The sequence below is a fragment of the Chlorogloeopsis sp. ULAP02 genome (genome assembly GCF_038404745.2).
Lineage (GTDB): Bacteria > Cyanobacteriota > Cyanobacteriia > Cyanobacteriales > Nostocaceae > Chlorogloeopsis.
On the sequence record NZ_JAYKTT020000001.1, the window covers coordinates 238,553 to 252,848 of the forward strand.

Annotated in this window: 10 protein-coding genes; 5 read left to right on the forward strand and 5 right to left on the reverse strand. The window is 36.8% G+C overall.

Annotated features, from left to right (window positions below):
• Positions 1 to 6: 6 nt before the first annotated feature.
• Complete coding sequence (locus U2718_RS00990; protein ID WP_341999405.1) at positions 7 to 1,044, reverse strand: glycosyltransferase family 2 protein; 1,038 nt, start codon at positions 1,042 to 1,044, stop codon at positions 7 to 9.
• 419 nt (positions 1,045 to 1,463) lie between these two features.
• On the opposite strand from U2718_RS00990, the gene U2718_RS00995 reads away from it, so the two are divergent.
• Positions 1,464 to 2,699 carry a glycosyltransferase family 61 protein gene (locus tag U2718_RS00995; protein ID WP_341999407.1) on the forward strand — a complete coding sequence of 412 codons (1,236 nt, stop codon included), beginning with the start codon at positions 1,464 to 1,466 and terminating at the stop codon, positions 2,697 to 2,699.
• Positions 2,700 to 2,816: 117 nt separating this feature from the next.
• Here the strand turns inward: U2718_RS00995 and U2718_RS01000 are convergent, their stop codons facing one another.
• From U2718_RS01000 to U2718_RS01015, 4 genes are all read right to left on the reverse strand, one after another.
• Positions 2,817 to 4,097, reverse strand: a complete 1,281-nt coding sequence (locus U2718_RS01000) for a lipopolysaccharide biosynthesis protein (protein WP_341999409.1) — start codon at positions 4,095 to 4,097, stop codon at positions 2,817 to 2,819.
• Positions 4,098 to 4,510: 413 nt separating this feature from the next.
• Positions 4,511 to 5,470, reverse strand: coding sequence for a glycoside hydrolase family 5 protein (locus U2718_RS01005; RefSeq protein ID WP_341999411.1), 960 nt, complete (start codon positions 5,468 to 5,470; stop codon positions 4,511 to 4,513).
• Between the two features lie 324 nt (positions 5,471 to 5,794).
• The gene (locus tag U2718_RS01010; protein ID WP_341999413.1) at positions 5,795 to 7,039 is read right to left on the reverse strand and encodes an O-antigen ligase family protein; all 1,245 of its coding nucleotides are present in this window, start codon (positions 7,037 to 7,039) and stop codon (positions 5,795 to 5,797) included.
• A 103-nt stretch (positions 7,040 to 7,142) separates the two neighbouring features.
• Positions 7,143 to 8,573 (reverse strand): hypothetical protein, encoded by a 1,431-nt coding sequence (locus U2718_RS01015; RefSeq protein WP_341999415.1) that lies wholly within the window; start codon positions 8,571 to 8,573, stop codon positions 7,143 to 7,145.
• 861 nt (positions 8,574 to 9,434) lie between these two features.
• On the opposite strand from U2718_RS01015, the gene U2718_RS01020 reads away from it, so the two are divergent.
• The 4 genes from U2718_RS01020 (at position 9,435) to U2718_RS01035 (ending at position 13,836) form a co-directional block, all read left to right on the forward strand.
• Positions 9,435 to 10,295, forward strand: coding sequence for a phytanoyl-CoA dioxygenase (locus U2718_RS01020; protein WP_341999417.1), 861 nt, complete (start codon positions 9,435 to 9,437; stop codon positions 10,293 to 10,295).
• Between the two features lie 183 nt (positions 10,296 to 10,478).
• Entirely contained in the window at positions 10,479 to 11,516 is a 1,038-nt protein-coding gene (locus tag U2718_RS01025) for a glycosyltransferase family 2 protein (protein ID WP_341999419.1), read from the forward strand.
• A 367-nt stretch (positions 11,517 to 11,883) separates the two neighbouring features.
• The gene (locus U2718_RS01030) at positions 11,884 to 12,876 is read left to right on the forward strand and encodes an aspartate carbamoyltransferase catalytic subunit (protein ID WP_341999421.1); all 993 of its coding nucleotides are present in this window, start codon (positions 11,884 to 11,886) and stop codon (positions 12,874 to 12,876) included.
• A gap of 102 nt (positions 12,877 to 12,978) precedes the next feature.
• The gene (locus tag U2718_RS01035) at positions 12,979 to 13,836 is read left to right on the forward strand and encodes a metalloregulator ArsR/SmtB family transcription factor (RefSeq protein ID WP_411813205.1); all 858 of its coding nucleotides are present in this window, start codon (positions 12,979 to 12,981) and stop codon (positions 13,834 to 13,836) included.
• The last annotated feature ends 460 nt before the right edge of the window (positions 13,837 to 14,296 follow it).

Here is a 14,296-nt window from a genome sequence, read left to right on the forward strand (position 1 = left end):
ACTGCACTAATTTGTTGAAACTGCACTAGACTGATCTTGTAAAATTCGACGCTTTTGATTTGCCCCCGTACTTTTTAAAGCAATAGACTCAATGGAGTGATAAAAAGACTCAGGCAATAGTACAAGAAGATATGCCGCAGCTAAAGTTAAAAGAGTACGGCGTGGCTCCTCAATTAAAATACGCCAATTAGTTGCCAGAGCTTGGTTCATCATTTTTACAGCCATAGAACCATCTTGCAAACGCACTGCTCTGCGAGCCAAATAACGCAGTATATAAGCTCTAGCTAGTGGTTCCCATTTATCAACTATTTCTGGGGCATAAGAGCGTGTCTTTTCCATGACTTTTTCCCAAAAATCGAACTGCTTGAGCATATTCGATGATAGTCCGCCCGAATTTACCCGATATAAAGTTAAAGCTTCAGGAATACCCTCCATCTGCCAATTTGTCTGAATTCCGATGCGAATCCAACATTCGATATCTTCACATTGGCGAAAGCTTTCATCAAAATAAAAATCTTCTAAACTACCATAGATATTATCCTGGTATTTTATATCTTCAAAAACTTCCTTTCTAATCACCGGAGCAGAGCCATTACCAATAGGATTGCGGCAAAGTAAGTGGGGTACGGTAATGCCTTTAAGCTTAGGCATTTGATATGTTCCCAGAGGTTCTCCTGCCTCATTGACAAAGGCAGAACGGCTAAAGCTAATACCGACATTTGGCAGTTTTTCTAAGTGAGCAACGTGTTTTTCTAGCTTTTCTGGCACCCACAAATCATCTCCGTCCAAAAAGGCTAAATATTCCCCTTGAGCGTGACGAATCCCAGTATTTCTAGCTCCGGCTAGTCCTCGATTTTCCTGACGAATAATTTTAATTCTCGGATCTGTAAATTGCTCACAAATCTCTACACTTCTGTCAGGAGAGGCGTCATCAATAATGAGAAGCTCGAAATTTTTATAGGTCTGATCGAGAACAGATTGGACTGTAGCTGCTATGTACTTCTCGACTCCATAAACTGGAACAATTACAGAAACTTTTTTCATTAGTTTAACGACTAAGCTTTAATTGAGGCTGACTTTAATTTTTAGTCACAACTTTAGCTGTACTATAAGTAGGGTAATTATTAATATATTGATGGAGATACTACCTGTAGGCTATGATCGCAACTTTTACTGATAGCATCCAAGAGAGTAGAAAATTATCCACCTGGCTATCCGCTAAGTAGTGGTGTACAGAGAGCGCCAACAATGCGAAGCAGTTACAAAAACGGCCTCTACTGGCAAACTGTACAAAAAGTTTTGCAGTAGATATTTGGCAGCAATAAAATTTCAAACTCTAAAATAACCGAAGACTGACTGCTCAATCAATTGTTTAAAGCCGCCACATCAAAACTGTTTTACCAGCAGATTTTGGAGCGCAATTTTTTGTAACACAGCTTACTAAGTTAAGTAGGATTATCGCTATGCTCAAAAAACAACTAAAAAAAATTAAAGTGCTCAGAGAGTTAAATCGCGTACTTTACAGAATGGGTATTAAAGCTAAACTTCGTAAACCTTTAATAGATATTTTATTAAAATCAAAAAAACTAAAAGAATTGAATCGTAGAGATTTAATAACAAGAGCAGATAATTGTTATGAGTATCATTCTCCAGAAGATTTAAACTTAGTGAAGGCGTATTACTTAGAAGATACACCTTCTGATGTCAAAGAAGAGTTAAAACCTCAAAAAGATAAGATATCAAATTCTTATGTTTTTGAAGTTAGTAACATTTATTTGATAGGAAAATATGCTGTTGGTCTAACAGATGAAGGAGAGTTTATCAGAGAAACTAGTGTTCCTTATTATAGTAACAATATATACTGGCATACAGCAGATAGTCTTTCTTTAAGAGCATTAACATCATTTTATCTATCAAGATCATCTAAAGAATTACCCATTGCTTGTTCTTTAATAAACAGTTGGAATCATAATAACTACTATCAGTGGATTATAAATACACTAACTAAATTAGAAGGAGTAAAATACTATGAAAATAAGACAGGTTTTAAGGTTCCTCTAATTATTCATAATCAACCAAATAAATGGCAGATAGAATCACTTAAATATTTGGGATATCGAGAAGAAGATTTTATATTTTGGAGAAATCGAAAGACATTGGTAAGAAATCTCATCGTACCTAGCTTCCGAAACCTATATCAAGATGAGAATATATACAGTGGATATACTTCTCCTCAAGGTTTGACATGGTTAGCAGAAGAACTAAAACAATATGTTCGTAAAAATTGTACTTCAATTAAAGATGTACATCCCTATGTTTATGTTTCTCGAAGAAAAGCAGTAGGCAGACGGATATTAAATGAATCTGAAGTATACGAGTGTCTAAAATTCTATAATTTTAGAAGTTATATACTGGAAGAGTTAAATTTAGCTGAACAAATAAATTTATTTTCTCAGGCAAAATTTATCATTGCGCCACACGGAGCAGGATTAAGCAATATTATATTTAGTACAAATGCTAAAGTAATCGAGATATGTGGTGAAACTCCACCAACTCTTAACTTTGCAGGAATAGCTAGAACTTTAGGATTTCAGTACGGCTGTTTAACAAATCCTAATAATAGTAATTTGAGTAAAAACGACGGAAACATCCAAGTTGATATCAAAAGGTTGAGCGCTATGATAGATATGTTAATTTAAAAGTTGATATAGGAGATAGATTTACAATTATCCTTATCTAGAAAATAATTTTCTATTATTACAGAAAATTATTTTCTAGATATAGAATTATATAGTAAATTTCTTGATCACAATTACCTATGACTTTACTCTTGTTAATGAAAGGCTAGAATTTTTTCTGAAGATATTTCTAATAGCCCAGACACTAAAAATAGAATTAACTAATAACTGACAAATTAGTACAGATGCAGCTACCCATATTATTCCAAATTTAACCGCTATTAACAAAGCTATAGTAAATAATTCCGTATAAATAAAGCTGTAGTAAAGATTTACTTGTGTTTTACCCACAGCATTTAGTAACTGACTGGCAGTATTGTAAAGGGGAAGTGCCAGAGCAGAAAGACAAATGAGTATCAAAATCGGCACAGCCGATACCCATTTTTGACCGAAAACAATTGGTACATAAAAGGGAGCTAAACTTGACTGCAAAAGAATTAATGGAACTACAACACTAGCAGTGGATTTAAGACTACTAAAATATCTCTGTTTGAGCTGCTCAAAGTTTCCACGAACTTCGCAAAGATGAGGGAACAAAGCAGCAGTGCATGCGTTTACCACATTTTGACTAATTCCTAATCCAGCATTGAAAGCAAAATAATAAATTCCTAGTGCATCAAGTCCTAGAAAACGACCAATGATTAAGTAGTCTATATTAGATCTGAGTCTACCTAGTAATTCAACACCAAGTATATCTTTACCGAAATCAATAATTTCACGCCACTTATCAAGCTTAAAATACTTTGGAGGCCGCCAAGAATTATTTTTAAGCATAACTACTATCCATACTGGAGTGCTTAAAACAATTGGTATAACTACAGCCCACATTCCTAATCCCATTACAGCTAGAGCAATTGTCAAAATGTTACCAATTAACGACTGAATGACATTGCATAATGCTGCTATCTTGAGTCGATTCTCTCGTTCAATTAGTGCGCTTTGAACCAGAAAAACTGGTAACATCAAGTAAAATAAAGCGCTAAAACAAATAGGCAAAATAATTTGTTGATCATTATAAAACCAAGCAACTGGAAAGGCAGCAATACATTGAATAACAAAAAGAGAACCGCACAAAATCCAATTCAGCCAATATGATGTATCACAAATTGCTGGTAAATCTTTTTGATTAGCTTGAATTATCTTAGGCCCAATTCCAGAACGAAGAGCAAAAACTTTTGCAAATTCATTGGAAGTCATGATGATGGCTACTAATCCATAATCATGGGGGCTAAATGTACGAGCTAAAGTAAAAGTTGTCCCCAAGCGAAAAATACGGTTGGCTAGCTCTGCTCCACCCAACCAACCAACGTTGCGAATAAATTGATTACTTAATTTTTGCCTTAACTTATTGATTAGCATTCGATTACCTGATAAAAGATAAATCTAACAATTACTCCAGTTACTCAAATATGAATAATTTTAATGAACGAAAAAAATTGTAAAATACATTTAGTTCATTAAGCCTTTAATAATGAAATATTTTGAATTGGAAATAATTATTAAGTTCGACATATAAAATCAAAATAATCAATATATTTAACTTGATAAGATTACGTTTTTTTTAAAGATAAACACACCTTGTACAGTCTATCATTAAAATTGCTTGATTTAACTAAAATATTTTTTGAAACTACAAAGATGCGTTAAAGACATTTTAAATTTAATCAAAATAGTTCAAATTAATTAATATGGCTTTTCCTAATTACCCTGCCTATGACAAAGGTTTTGTGAGACTTGACTGAAAAACAATTACTAGTAGATTTATCCGAATTTTAGGAACGAATTAAAGGTTTAAGACCAAGAGCATGCATAATTTCTTGATCGCGCAAATTTAAGCGAAACCATTGATTCCAACCAATATTATAAGATTCTAATATCTGTCTAACGTCTTTTAAATAGCGAAGCATCGAATCTCTGGGAACATTTGCCGACTGTATTACTCCAAATTCATTACATATAACAGGAACACCATTAGATTTTGCCCATTTTGCCACTAATGACAATTCATTGACTAACTTAAATTTATTCCATTGCTCTTTACCATAATTTTCTACTCCCCATCTAGCTTGAGGATCTCGAATCTTATTTAATAAAGGTGCAACTGCTTGTGGATTAGAAGGGTAAGGCACTCCCTTCATATATTTTAAAGCTTCCCATCCCCAGGTAGCTCCTTGATGTGTAAAAACAAACGGATCATAAAAGTGAAAGTTATATACTACATTTCTATCTTTTACAATTTCAGTTTTTAGAAGAGCTCGAAGGTTATTCCAATGACTTTTAGTCACTCTTAAGTTAGAACTTGCAATAATTGTGTGGTTTGGTGCGTATGAACGGATTGTTGAAATCAGCCGAGGTTGAATTTGATTCCAAACATGAGGTGTTTCTGCTGAAGGTTCGTTTAAGACTTCCAGAAATACTTTTTCTGGATTGGTGTGATTAAAGTGAGTAGCAAAAGCTTTGAAGAAGGCTAAATACTTTGTAACAGCAGCAGGATTTGAATACAATTCTTCTGGAGCGTCAAAAGGACATATAGTAATTCCTAGTCCTATTCTCATGTGCATTTGAACAATCGTATCCAAAGCCGCAAGATAGTCTTGCTTTAATACATTAGGATTTTTATCATTAAAAAAATTAGACAAAACAATCGGTAGCCTAGTGTAAGTCAAACCTAAACGTTTGTATTGCAATAAAGTTGCATATAGATTATCTTGTTTCTGTGCAAATTCAATCACCCGTCGGCGTCCAAGATTGAAACCTTTAGATAGCGTCCTTAGGCGGTTAGGTTGAACTATAGATTTAGGATGATTCGTTGCTTTTACAAGCGTGCACTTGGGAGCTGTAAGTCCACAACAGAGGGATAGAAGTCCCAATCGCAGAAACTTAGAGCGCGATAAAGTACTCATAGAAGTATTTTTATGATTTCAGTATACAAGTCATGTACTTATTTTTTTGAGAAAAGTTAAAAGCCTATTGTAATTATTAACTTATTTCTTTATTTCTTAAATGTGTTAAATTTACCACTTAATAATATGCAATTTAGTTAAAATAATAATAAATCAAACTCTTTCTTTCAACGCAATACCTATTAAAACTAAACCAGGCCAATAAATATATGATAAACCTTCTATCTTTTCACCAAACGTAAATATAAATATAACTAATAATATACTTAATCCTGTTTTAGCAACATCATTTTTATAGGTTTTGCTGAGTAAATCAAAAAAGCTCCATAATAATGGAAATGCTAGAGCAATCAAACCTACTAGACCTTTTTCAAAAAGAATACCGAACCAGGTATGGTGAGTCCCTATAGGCATGAATGCTACAACTCTCGGCCCTCTCGGCTCTATAATTCCATGACCCCAAACAGGTGCCTCACTCCAGCGATCAAGGGCTATACGAGCCAATGTTTCCCTCACTCTTGAAGAACTGGCTCTAGCTTTAGAAAATTGCTCTCTAAAAGTATCAAGAACACTTATTATTAAAGGAGCAAATATACCTGCACATAAACTTAATATCCCTGCTGTAAATTGTACGCCAGGTTTGGCAAGGTTCACAAGTAACCAAGTAACTAATGGAACGATAACTATAGAAAGTAAAGATAATCGTGAAAAAGAGCCTAAAATCATAGCAATTGAGGCAACCATGCCAATCAACCGCCATTTCTTATGAGATTCTTGACAAGCAAGTAAAAAATAAATATTGGCTACCATCCCCAAGCCAGGAGCCCAAGGCGCAAATAATGATAAACGAACTTGATTGGTTTCTTGCTCAAAACCGTAAAGCCTTACTTGGTAGAAGAGTTCGCCATTACCTCCGATCAAGCGTAAAGGAGAATCATACAAAAGATCCGGCAGACGCAACATGTATGCCAAATAGCAAATGGGAATGAGTATCAGACTTTGTAGGCAGATGATACAGACAGCCCGATAAATCAATTTTGGTCGGATATTAAGGCATCCTATCAAAGGATATAAAGCCATTAAAGCCCACGATCTTGCCCAATTAATAGATGACGTAATTATTTTTGCTAATCCTAAATTAAAATCTATATGACCAATAATTAAGGCCACTTCCATAACGAGCATAGAAACGATCCACACCCATACTGTAAAAGGAATTGTTACTTTCTCGTCAGGTGGTGTATTTTCCGTTTGACTCCAAAGCTTTTTGCCAAGATAGAATACGAGGAACCAGGCAATTAAAGGCATGAAAACATACTGTCCTCCCAGGAAATAAAAAACGTAAATTCCTACAAGGGAGTACCAAACTACTTTTTCTTCTAAGTTTTGAGGTTTCATCCGAATCAGGATTTAGAAGTTTTCAGTCTTGCTAAAAACAATAATGTTTTCTAAGCCTTGCTCAAATCAAGCTAATCATTTATTGGTTGCAGTCACAATCATGTCATTTTTCAACACGGGTGTAATATAACTCATCATGGAAGGTTCTGCGTTTGCGATCGCGTAACCAGAGCAATACTATACCTGTGGTTACAAAGAGGGAACCCATAGCCGCACCCAGAAAAGTATATGATTTCTTTGGCTGACTAGGGCTATCAGGTAAGCTTGGTTCTTGCAGTATTTGAATAAGTGGATAAGAACCAAAAGCATTCGACTTACCAATATCGAGTCTGGTTAAAGTTGAAGAAAAAACGGCTTCGGCTACTTGCAGATCTCGTTTTAGAGCATCCAAAGTAGTTTGTTGCTGTGCCAGATTTTTAAGCCTATTCTCAAGTTCAGCAATCTGCTGATCTATTGTCTGAGCTTGTGCTATGAGTCCTTTTTGCTCTGACTGAACTGTAACCAACTCTTGATAGAGAGCTTCGCGAGGCGTACCATTGGAACTGTTACTACTTACATTTAATTGCTTGATTAAATTTTCCAAGTTAACAGGACGTCCTACAAGAGTTTGACCTCTAGCCAGTAACGCTTGCTCAGCTGCATCTCGTTTGGCTCGCTCTGCAACAACTGTAGGATGATCAGGCAGAAATTTGGACTCTAGAACAACTAAAGCAGCACTAGCATCACTATAATTTTTTAGATTCTGCTGAAATATCTGATCTGTCTGAAGACTAAAAGCATCTGACGCTTGTTCAGAAGAAACTTTCAAATTAGCCGATAATTGTCTAAAGCGAGCAGTGGTTTGTTGCTGTTGAGCTACTATTTCAGCTCGTTGTCTCCTGAGCTGCTCTATGTTGCTTGTTAAATCGCTAATTTGGGCCTCAGAATTTAAACCTGAGCGTGCTTTATAGTTAGAAAGACGCTGCTGTGATACTTGCAGTTTCTGCTGTGCTGAATTTAGAGCTCTTTGAAAACCTACCTCTTTTTTCAAAACTTCTTGTTGTCTAAATTCATTTAGCCTATCTTCAAAGGCTTTGTAAAAAGCTACGGATTTCTGTTGAGCTTCCTGAGGACTTGCACCTCTAAACTCAATAGTCATAACAGTAGTGTTATCTACTACTTTGACACGTGGTTCTCCAAACTCTTGTGCGGACATATTGAGTTGAGCAGCCGCAGACTTTAGCACAGGCTCACTCAGAGCAATGAATTTATAGTTTTCTCTGGGATCTTGAGTCGCACTAAATGTGTACGGAGACGAGTTTTCATAGGAAGCTTGACCAATACCTGGTAGGTTAACACTGGCATTAGAGCCTCCTCCAGGGAGGTTAATAGTCGAAGAACTACTGTAAGTTGGAGGAGTAAGCTTGATATACAGTAAAGCTAGTACCCAAAGGGCTAGATTTGTTGCTATGCCTAGAAGTAAGTAGTTTTGCCAACGCCCTTGGTTCGCTGTTGATTTGCCAGGGTATGCAGAGACCTCTATATACTTAGTCATTCAAAATCCTTCTAATTTCGGGAACTGGCGGAGTTCTAGAGCCTAAGTGCTGTTGTGCTATTGCCTCTATATACTATACTTCCAAACTTACGCTTTGGTAGTTTAAGACGTTGATTCAGCAAGTCTTCATGAAATTATTAAGCTTCAACAACAACAGAAAATACTATCTGATGGTCACGATCACGTCAGTGCAGACATCATCCTTTGGATAGGTAAAACTATCCACCAGGCTATCCATATGGATATACTTTATCCCTAGTTTTTACTTCCTGGTAGTTATCAAATTTATTTCATACCCTTAACAAGGCAAAATACTTAAGCATAAATACTCTATCTATAGAGCAAAGCTTATAAAGACTGAAATTAATTGGTTATTAAAATGGTAATAAAAGATACTTACATAGCTAAATAATTGGGCATTGAGAACTGAGTTCTCAGCTTCACAGTTATTGGAACAGGGATCAAAAACTATCTCATTTGTCAAGTGTATTAATTTGTTTACTTGGTTTAGTTTCTGAATGATTAACGATCACAAGTTTTCAGTGCAGTGTCAGAGAAACTACATTGAGTGCTTATTCTTATAATTAAAGGACAGACTTTACCTTATCTTTATAAAATATTTATTAAGAAAAAGCTTAAGCCAAAGTGGCAGTTTGTTTGAAAAGACCTTTCACCCGCTTGATTAACAAAATCCAAGTTTCTCAAATATGGACTCTGATAGATTCAAAATTAGTTAAATTAGCTCATTGATATTAAAGATTAATTAAAGTACTTTTCACGAAATAGCCAATTATGACAGGATTTACTGTTATATGTTTATTTGGATATACCTTAATCGATTAATTTTTATTGTTTTACTTTATGTTTTACGAAATTCGTACTAAAATACAAAACCTGCTTTCTGAGTGTATTTACAGATTTTCTCTACTTGTACACAGTAGAACATTGCCTCCGGTTTGTTCAAGCGATCGCCTCATTATCAATGAACTGAAAAAAGAAGGTGCGCACATTACATCATTGCAACAATTGGGTTTGTCCTCCACACCCAGTATGCTAAAAGCTTCCAAGAAGTATCTAGAAATGATGTCAGCGTCCATGAGTGAATCTTCAGAAAAAGCTGAACCACAGATCTGCACAGTCACAAATCTGGTAGAATTCTCTCAATGGGCTGTCGAAAAGAGACTGCTTCAAATTGCAGAAAACTATATCGGGTTGCCGACAAAATTTCAAGGTGTTCATCTGCGTAGGGACTTTCCTAGCATTGAACTGTGTGGCATCCAAAGATGGCATTGGGATATAGAAGATCGTCGTGTAGTAAAGATTATTGTCTACTTAAATGATGTAGACGAGAAAAAAGGTCCATTTGAGTACATTTCTAAGTCTTTAACTTCTCGTTGGTCTAGGCAGAGATGGAAAATCAACCGTACTGCAAAAAGATCCAGCGTATTTGGAATTGGAGATGAGGAATTGACATCAATAATTCCAAAATCAGCCTGGCGAAAGTGTTTAGGGGCAGCAGGCACAGTCATATTTGTAGATGCAGCCAATGTTCTCCATCACGGCACGCTGCGCTCAGAAGAACGTTCAGCTTTGTTCTTCGTATACACAGCCGCATCCCCCAAGCGACCAGCAGAGTGTACACAATACAGTGACAAGACCTACCCTAGTCCAGAAGAATTGGTTGCTAATTATATACCCAAACCTGTTTACGCAGATTTGTAAATGACAAGATTACTGACTTTAGTCTTAGTTTTACTTTAGGTATACAAGTCTAGAAGCCAATTCAGAAGTGCTAGCTGTAGACAAACCACCTGGTAAAAGATGCTTAAGCGCAACTTACTACAGGTGACGACTTTTCATGTTCCCATTCATCTAGCGCACAAGTAATCAGGAGAAGTGTATCCTATGCCTAAAGTTTCTGTGGTAATGACAGCCTATAATGCAATGGCCTATCTGCCACAAACAATGGAAACTTTGCTGTGGCAAAGTTTTACGGATTTTGAGTTAGTATTAGTTAACAATGGAAGTACAGATAATATTGTAGAGTGGGTAACCCAATTAAGCGAACCACGAATAAAACTGATTTCTCAAGAAAATCGAGGTATTCCTGGAGGGTTGAATAGGGGCATTGCTCATGCACAAGGCGAGTACATCACCTTTCTAGATGCTGATGATTTGTGGGATCCTACCAAATTGGAAAAACAAGTAAAAATTTTGGATGAAAATCCAGAGGTAGGTCTGGTTTATAACTGGGTGACTTTGATTGATGAGCACTCTCAGGATATGGGAGGATTGATCCACAGACACAGTATCGTCAAGTTTAACGTGGAAGGCGATGTGCGTAAAAAACTGCTAGAGCAAGATATTATTGGCTGCGGTAGTTCGGCAATGGTTCGTCGTGTGTGTTTTGAAGAAGTAGGAGTATTCGATCCAAGTTTCACGATCGCCGCAGACTGGGATATGTGGGTTCGGATTGGTTTACACTACCCCTTTAAGGTAATTAAAGAACCACTTACCTACTACCGCAAGCATTCTAGAAGTATGACTTCAAACTGGCAGGCTGCAATGCTAGATTGTGGTGTCGCGATCGAAAAAATTTTTTCCTATGTCTCGCCAGAATTACAATACTTGAAAAATCACAGCTATGGCCGACTCTATTTCTACCATGCTCAACAGCGAGTCAGAAGTGTACAAAGGGACTATTATGAGGCAAGTCGTTTATATAAGAAGGCAGTTAGTTACTATCCTCGACTAGCTTATTGTTGGTCGTCTGTGCGGTTAAACCTTACTATCAACTTACTGAAGTTACTTGGCGCACAGCGGTATGACAGATTAATTAAACTATTGCGTTTATTAGTATCCCATACCAAGAAAAAATTAATGAGAATAACTGTTTCGCTGAATGCGAATGGAGAAGCTTTGACCAATGAAATCGTCAATTAATTTCTCTGAGCGATCGCTGTTCTAAATTTCAGTGAGGTAAAATCAGTCCAATCAGTTCGCTGTTTGAACAGGTATTAGGTATAAATTTGTGTGCGCTCCATTCATCACTAGAAAGGCACCAGGACACTCTAAGCACGATTTATTACATTTGACAGGGTGTGATTCAAAATTCTCAATATTGATCGGGATCAATAAGGGTTGTTTGATCAGACCAAGCAATTATAAATACAAATATCAGACAATTTGTGATTTCAACCGTCTTATTCTCCTAAATTGAAGGAGAATGTAGTAGTAATAAAATTTTTCAACCTGGTCAAAAAACTGTAGAGATAAGTTCGCCCCTCTACACAAAGATGAATAGCTATTTATGCCTAGTACTAATTGGACTCGTCACCATATTCTTTCTTTAGCTGATTTCACCCCAGCGGAATATGATACTGTGTTGCAAACTGCCGGTAGTTTTCAGGAGGTACTATCACGGCGGACTAAAAAGGTGCCAACTTTACAGGGACAGGTAGTGGCGAACTTATTTTTTGAGCCATCAACTCGTACTCGCAGCAGCTTTGAACTTGCTGCCAAACGCCTGTCAGCAGATACGCTCAACTTTGCCAGCGCCACTTCTTCAATGACTAAAGGAGAAACGATCCTCGATACAGCCAAGACCTATTTAGCTATGGGAACTGATATCATGGTGGTTCGCCATAAGGAGGCAGGAGTACCTCATGTGATCGCTCAAGAAATGGATCGTCTTGGTGTAAAAGTCAGCGTCCTCAATGCTGGCGATGGTCAACACGAGCATCCTTCCCAAGCGCTGTTAGACTTATTTACTATTTGTACTCTTCTCGATCCAGATCATCCTCACCTTGAGCTTCTCAAAGATAAAAAAATTGCTATTGTCGGTGATATTCTACATTCGCGAGTAGCCAGGTCAAATATTTGGAGTTTCACTGCAACTGGTGCCGAATTACATTTAGCAGCACCACCTACATTACTACCCAAATTATTTGCAGATTACGGCAAAGATAGACCGGGTAAGCTATTTCTCCATTGGCAATTGGAGCCTGCTTTACAAGATGCTGACTTTGTTATGACTCTGCGTCTACAAAAAGAACGCATGAGCGCAAATTTACTGCCTTCTTTGCGAGAATACCATCAAATATTTGGAATTACACGTTCAAAACTACAACTTTGTAAGCCTAACGTTAAAGTTTTGCATCCAGGCCCTGTCAACCGTGGTGTCGAAATTAGCTCAGATTTAATGGATGATCCCGAATTTAGTCTCATTCAAACACAAGTTACTAGCGGTGTTGCAGTACGTATGGCACTGCTGTATTTAATTGGTAGCGGCAAGGTAACTTGAAACAAATAAAGACAACAGGGAATCTTCTCCCTTTCCTCTCCTAAGTTGGACACCCAGAAATGTGAGTGTTGACATTTCTATTATTTCTATTATTCTAGAAATATGGAAAATACAGAGACAGCTCGTTATGCAGACATTTTTGCTGCATTAGGATCGGAGCCAAGACTAGAAATTATGCGGTTGCTGTTTGCAGCTTATCCAGATGGGATGACTGTAGGCGAGATTCAGGAAAAGCTAAAAATTCCGAATTCAACTTTATCGCATCATTTGGAGAAGTTGCGAATTGAGAGGTTAGTTAATAGTCGAAAAGATAAGCAATTTCTGTGGTATTCAGCCAATACTAAGACGATGGAGGACTTGCTGTCCTTTCTTTACACTGGGAAATCTCGAAGCGATCGCGCCCCCACAGCAGTCAACAATATATCGACGCAGGAAGGGTTTATGTTTGAAAGATTTTTTGAGTCTATTTTTGAAAGAATATTTGGATTTGTCTCAGACAGGTTCCACCTGAAGGGATTTGAAAGATTTACCCAAAAAGCTGTTACTGTCATCGATATTGCCCAAGACGAATCCCGGCGCTTGGGACATGGGTATGTTGGCACTGAACAACTTTTGGTAGGACTACTTGGTGAAGGGAGTGGATTTGCATCACAGTTTCTCTCTTCTACAGGGTTGAACTTGGAAACAGTCAAGATAGAGGAAGAAAAAATTGTTGGCAGAGGAAGAGGATTAACGCCTGTGGATATGCCCTTCACACCCAGAGCCAAACGGGTGTTAGAGCTAGCAGTAGAAGAGTCACAACAACTAGGCGTCAATTATGTTGCCACAGAACATCTGCTGTTGGGAATTCTTAAAGAAGGAGCTAAAGGTACAGCAGGGGGAGCAGCAATTAAGATTTTGCAAAATTTAGGCGTAGATTTGGTTGCATTTGAACAACGTCTGCGAAGAGCATTAACTTGACTAAAAAAAAGTAGCAGTCTTAACCCACCGTTATTTTCACATATAGCAATCCTGTTTGAGTCGTGAAAATGAAGAAGCTCAGATCCCTAACTTCTCAATAAAGTCAGGGATCTCGTTGTTCGCGTGCTCTGATTATTTATCAAAAACGACTCTAAAGAAAGATTTTTAATAATTACTTCAGACAGATATTAATTTTAACGTTTTAATCTAAATATTATCTTTGAGCTAAGAGTTTTATTGAGGAACTGATAAATATTATTTACATCATCTAACTAAAGTAAGAATCAATAACTTAATCTCAGCTTCTAATTCTTACTATTTAATTCCTTCAATTGTTAGATGTCTGTTTTCTAAAAGTTGGACAATAATATTAAAGAATTTAAATCACAAAACTTACGTTTAGCTGATTGGGTTTAATTACAAACTTTAAAATCCATAAGTTAATGAGTAAAAGCTAAAT

Excerpts from the sequence above, each read along its gene's own strand:
- U2718_RS00990 (WP_341999405.1), bottom strand. The coding sequence starts at position 1,044 with ATGAAAAAAGTTTCTGTAATTGTTCCAGTTTATGGAGTCGAGAAGTAC.
- U2718_RS00995 (WP_341999407.1), top strand. The coding sequence starts at position 1,464 with ATGCTCAAAAAACAACTAAAAAAAATTAAAGTGCTCAGAGAGTTAAAT.
- U2718_RS01000 (WP_341999409.1), bottom strand. The coding sequence starts at position 4,097 with ATGCTAATCAATAAGTTAAGGCAAAAATTAAGTAATCAATTTATTCGC.
- U2718_RS01010 (WP_341999413.1), bottom strand. The coding sequence starts at position 7,039 with ATGAAACCTCAAAACTTAGAAGAAAAAGTAGTTTGGTACTCCCTTGTA.
- U2718_RS01015 (WP_341999415.1), bottom strand. The coding sequence starts at position 8,573 with ATGACTAAGTATATAGAGGTCTCTGCATACCCTGGCAAATCAACAGCG.
- U2718_RS01020 (WP_341999417.1), top strand. The coding sequence starts at position 9,435 with ATGTTTTACGAAATTCGTACTAAAATACAAAACCTGCTTTCTGAGTGT.
- U2718_RS01025 (WP_341999419.1), top strand. The coding sequence starts at position 10,479 with ATGCCTAAAGTTTCTGTGGTAATGACAGCCTATAATGCAATGGCCTAT.
- U2718_RS01030 (WP_341999421.1), top strand. The coding sequence starts at position 11,884 with ATGCCTAGTACTAATTGGACTCGTCACCATATTCTTTCTTTAGCTGAT.
- U2718_RS01035 (WP_411813205.1), top strand. The coding sequence starts at position 12,979 with ATGGAAAATACAGAGACAGCTCGTTATGCAGACATTTTTGCTGCATTA.